Source organism: Bacteroides sp. CAG:189, from assembly GCF_000432295.1.
In the GTDB taxonomy this organism is placed as follows: domain Bacteria; phylum Bacteroidota; class Bacteroidia; order Bacteroidales; family Bacteroidaceae; genus Bacteroides; species Bacteroides salyersiae.
The window spans coordinates 1-4,724 of record NZ_HF991034.1 but is presented as its reverse complement, the minus strand read 5'-3'; the positions used below and the strand labels follow the sequence as shown (position 1 = coordinate 4,724).

Genomic DNA, 4,724 nt, shown 5'->3' with positions numbered 1-4,724 from the left:
TCTTCCACCAGGCGGTGCATCAGATGGTACTCGCTTTGGATAGCCGTCAGCGGACAAATGGCGTGGGCCTTACGGATTGTTTCGGCACTGACCTCGCACATACCCCAGCGTTGCACTTTACCTTCCTTGATCAAGTCGGCAATGGTAGCCGCTACCTCCTCGGCCGGAGTGTTCGGGTCTGCACGGTGCTGGTAGAACATCGGCAGTGAATCGAGTCTCAATCGGTGAAGCGACTCCTCGCAATAGCGTCGGATGGTTGCCGGACGGCTGTCTTGACGACCGGTTCCTTTGCCGTCGATCACTTCATGTCCGAATTTGGTCGTCACGTTGATCCGCCCTTTGAACTCGGACAGCACTTCTCCTGCCAGATTCTCATTGGTCAACGGTCCATAAATGATAGCTGTGTCGAAGAGCGTTACACCACGCTCTACCGCCTCATGCAGCAGACGGATACACTGTTTTTTGTCGGGATGTTGGCTGCGGTTGTAGGTCATTCCCATCACGCCGAAACCGAGTGCCGACACCTCGAAGGCCGCTTTGCCCGTACCCAATACACGATGTTCCTTGATGCGGACAGCATCGGTATCGACATCTGATATGTCTGCTTGCCCCGTTTCCGAAGCGAATACTTCGCTCAATCCCGAAGGCATGGCCATTGCGGCTCCTGCCAATGCAGCCTTCTTGAGAAATCCACGACGGCTGATATCCATTTTATTGTTTTCTTCCATGATTCTATGTTTTTATGAATTATAACTTAATGAATGGAAAATGCCCCGTCCACTAAAAGGGCGTGCCCGTCCACGAAACTTGCCTGCGGTGAGCAAAGCCACAATACGGCGTCGGCTATCTCTTCCGGCTTACCGAGACGTCCGGCAGGAATATCGCGGACCAGTTCCTTTTCCAGATCAGGGTTACGCCGTATCAGTTCTTCGGCCATAGGTGTTCGGATCACACCCGGACAGACGGCATTGATACGAATCCCTTTTGCCGAGTAGTCGATGGCAGCCGTACGGGTCAGACCGATCACCGCATGCTTGCAAGCGAAATAGGCCGCTTGTCCGGGGAAGCCCGTAACACCGCCTTGAGACGAGGTATTGACAATAGCGCCACCACCTTGTTTCAGCATCTGGATGATTTCGTAACGCATACAGTTCCAGACACCTTTCAGATCGACAGCGTCCACGAAACTTGCCTGCGGTGAGCAAAGCCACAATACGGCGTTGGCTATCTCTTCCGGTTTACCGAGACGTCCGGCAGGAATATCTCGGACCAGTTCCTTTTCCAGATCGGGGTTACGCCGTATCAGTTCTTCGGCCATAGGTGTTCGGATCACACCCGGACAGACGGCATTGATACGAATCCCTTTTGCCGAGTAGTCGATGGCAGCCGTACGGGTCAGACCGATCACCGCATGCTTGCAAGCGATATAGGCCGCTTGTCCGGGGAAGCCCGTAACACCGCCTTGAGACGAGGTATTGACAATGGCACCACCGCCTTGTTTCAGCATCTGGATAATCTCGTAACGCATACAGTTCCATACACCTTTCAGATCGACGGTTACCGTGCGGTCGAACTCCTCGTCGGTAATCTCGGCCATCGGTCGTTGCGGTGTCTGTATCCCGGCATTGTTCAATGCAGCGTCCAGTCTGCCGTAAGTCGCAACGATCCAGTCGATCATCTCCTTTACAGCCCGTGTGACTACCGTGCGGTCGAACTCCTCGTCGGTAATCTCGGCCATCGGCCGTTGCGGGGTCTGTATCCCAGCATTGTTCAATGCAGCGTCCAGCCTGCCGTAAGTCGCAACGATCCAGTCAATCATCTCCTTTACAGCCCGTGTATCGGACACGTCGCAGCGATATGCCACGGCTTTATACCCTTCTGAAACCAACTTCCCGGCTTGTTCTTTCGGTTCATTGATGTCCACCAATACTACGGTTGCACCCGCTTTTGCAAATGCTTCTGCCGAGGCCTGCCCGATACCTGCCGCTGCCCCCGTTACCATTGTCACTTTTTCATTCATTGTTTCCATGATTCTTTTGCTTTAATGTTCTGATGCAAAGTTACGAAGAGAGCCCCGCAACAACTTTGCTGCGAGGCTCAAATCCTTTTGTTATGAAGTTCACTTTGTTAAAGTAATGTTTTACAAAGATGTTTCAAGTATTTCGTAAATGTCCTTTTCCGTAAGCGGAGCAAAAATGGAAGGATTATCGAGTCCTTCATTTGTCGCGATGTGTGCGGCAATCTCTTTCAGACGGCTTTCGTCGATGCCCACTTCACGCAGAGTCATCGGCATGCGCATCGTGTTCCTGAAGAAATCGTAAGTCTTGTCAATCGTCTGTTCCGCAATCTCGTAAGGTGGCAGTTCAGCGGAGATACCGTAAATATCCACACCGAACTTCACGAAACGTTCCAGCGTGCGGTCGTTCAGGATGTGTCGCATCCATCTCGGTGTGATGATGGCAAGCCCTTCACCGTGCGTGATGTCGTAGTAGGCCGATAACGCATGCTCGATGCCGTGCATGGGCCATCCCGACATGCCTGCCCCCAGATTGAGCAACCCGTTGCAACCGAAAGTGCAGGCAAGCATGATTTCGGCGCGGGCTTCGTAGTCGTCGGGATGATCCAAAGCGACAGGACCGAACTTCATCAGGGTTTTGATCAGCGTTTCGCAGAAACCGTCGGCAACCGAGTTAGACGGATTGACAAAGAACTGTTCCATCGCGTGGTTGATGGCATCGGCCACACCGGCCGCAGTATGTTTGGCATTGACCGTTTCGGTATAGGCAGGGTCAAGCAGAGAGCAGACAGGATAAAGAAGCGGGTCCACATATCCGATCTTGTCGTTGGTCTCTGTCCGGGAAATAACACCGCCGCAATCATATTCACTGCCGGTAGCGGCAAGCGTCATGACATCGACAATGGGAAGAGCATCCTCTGCTTTTACCTTATACGAAATTAAGTCCCAAGGGTCACCATCATATCGGGCGGCTGCGGCAATCGCCTTACAGCAGTCGAGGACTGAACCTCCACCTACGGATAAGATAACATCAATCTGTTTCTCCTTGCATATTCTCTGTCCGTCGAGTACGCTCGGATTGTATTTGGGGTTGGGTTCGATACCACCCAATTCGTGGATTTCAAAATTCTTGAGCAGTTCCTTCACCTTGTCGTAAAGCCCAAGGCGTTTGATGCTTCCCCCGCCGTATGCAAGAAGGACTTTATTTCCGATGGGGCGCATCACTTCGGGCAGTCTGTCGATAATACCTTTCCCGAAAATCAAACGGGTCGGGGTATGATATTCGAAATTTTCCATATCTGTCGTTTTTAGAGTTTTTCAATAATCTGCTTCGACCATCCGGCGACGTTTGCCGTACCGCCGTTGAACAGTCGGCCTTCTTTCCATTCAATTTTGGGATAGAGTTCCTTGAGTTGTTTCACGCTACCCGTGATTGAACTGCCACCCGATGTGGCAAAAGGAATAACGGTTTTACCCGCGAAATCATATTTCTCAAGAAAGGTATTGACCGGACGCGGACACAAGTCCCACCATATCGGATAACCGAGGAACACCACGTCGTAATCTTTCAGGTCAATCGTTTCTCCGCCCAGCGCAGGACGTGATTTTTCGTCTGCCATCTCCACCGAACTGCGGCTCGCCTTGTCGTTCCAGTCGAGGTCTGCCGAAGTGTAGGCCGTAGCCGGAGTAATCCGGTGAAGTTTACCGCCAGTCTCTTTTGCGATAGCGGTTGCCACTTTCTCTGTGGTCCCCGTGCAGGAGAAATAGGCTACAAGGATTCTCTTGTCGGATTGCCTGTCGGTATCCGCTGTCTGTTTTTGTGCTTTCGACGAGCAACTGAATGTCTCTTTTGCGATAGCGGTTGCCACTTTCTCTGTGGTCCCCGTACAGGAGAAATAGGCTACAAGGATTTTCTTGTCGGACGGCCTGTCGGTATCTGCTGTTTGTTTTTGTGCTTTCGACGGGTTACTGAAAGTAAGTAGGCTCATAAGTATCAATACTATCTGTTTCATGTCATTTTAATTTAGAATATTCTTCATCACCGACAGGTTCCAGCCATTCGGTACTGTTGTTCTCACCGGGCACTTCGATGGCTAAATGCGAGAACCAGCTGTCGGGAGCAGCCCCGTGCCAATGTTTCACGCCTGCCGGAATATTGATGGCATCCCCGGGACGCAGTTCCACCGGCTCTTTGCCCCACTCCTGATAGTAGCCGCGACCGCCCACGCATACGAGTGTCTGACCGCCGCCTTTCGTTGCCTTGTGCACATGCCAGTTGTTGCGGCAGCCCGGTTCGAAGGTCACATTTACCACGGGGACTCCGTCCGTTACTACGGGAGCCGTGTAACTTTGACCGATGAAATACTTGGCGTAGGCATCGTTGGGGTTCCCCACGGGGAAAATGATGGTTTGCGCGTACGCTTCGAGCGAACCTGCCGCTACGCTGTCGGCATTGCCATCGGTCCAAACTTCTTTTGCCATACGGAAAGCCGCCCACGCTTTCGGCCAGCCCGCGTAGAATGCGGCATGGGTGAGTATTTCGGCTATCTCGGTTCGGGTCACTCCGTTCTTCTTCGCCGATTCGAGATGGTACTTGAACGAGGAATCGGTCAGTCCCTGTGACATCAGGGCCACCACGGTTACTATGGAACGGTCGCGGAGCGAAAGCAGATCGTTCCGGCTCCACACTTCCCCGAAAAGAATATCA

Annotated in this window: 4 protein-coding genes and 3 pseudogenes; all 7 read right to left on the bottom strand. The window is 52.3% G+C overall.

The window, feature by feature from the left end; translation table 11 throughout:
* Positions 1-728: aldo/keto reductase (locus QVP90_RS05525; RefSeq protein ID WP_288203968.1), on the bottom strand; the 728-nt coding region annotated here is incomplete at its 3' end.
* Between the two features lie 26 nt (positions 729-754).
* Positions 755-1,165: pseudogene (locus tag QVP90_RS05520) on the bottom strand (SDR family oxidoreductase); the annotation flags it as partial.
* Between the two features lie 12 nt (positions 1,166-1,177).
* Positions 1,178-1,696 (bottom strand): annotated as a pseudogene (locus tag QVP90_RS19960) (SDR family oxidoreductase); the annotation flags it as partial.
* A gap of 15 nt (positions 1,697-1,711) precedes the next feature.
* Positions 1,712-2,029 (bottom strand): annotated as a pseudogene (locus tag QVP90_RS19955) (SDR family NAD(P)-dependent oxidoreductase); the annotation flags it as partial.
* Positions 2,030-2,140: 111 nt separating this feature from the next.
* A complete protein-coding gene (locus tag QVP90_RS05510; protein ID WP_021935882.1) occupies positions 2,141-3,313 on the bottom strand; it encodes an iron-containing alcohol dehydrogenase in 1,173 nt (390 codons plus the stop codon).
* An 11-nt stretch (positions 3,314-3,324) separates the two neighbouring features.
* On the bottom strand, positions 3,325-3,885 hold the full coding sequence (locus QVP90_RS05505; RefSeq protein WP_288203969.1) for a flavodoxin: 561 nt from the start codon (positions 3,883-3,885) through the stop codon (positions 3,325-3,327).
* A gap of 145 nt (positions 3,886-4,030) precedes the next feature.
* Positions 4,031-4,724 (bottom strand): carboxymuconolactone decarboxylase family protein (locus tag QVP90_RS05500; protein ID WP_288203967.1); only part of this gene is annotated, 694 nt, incomplete at its 5' end.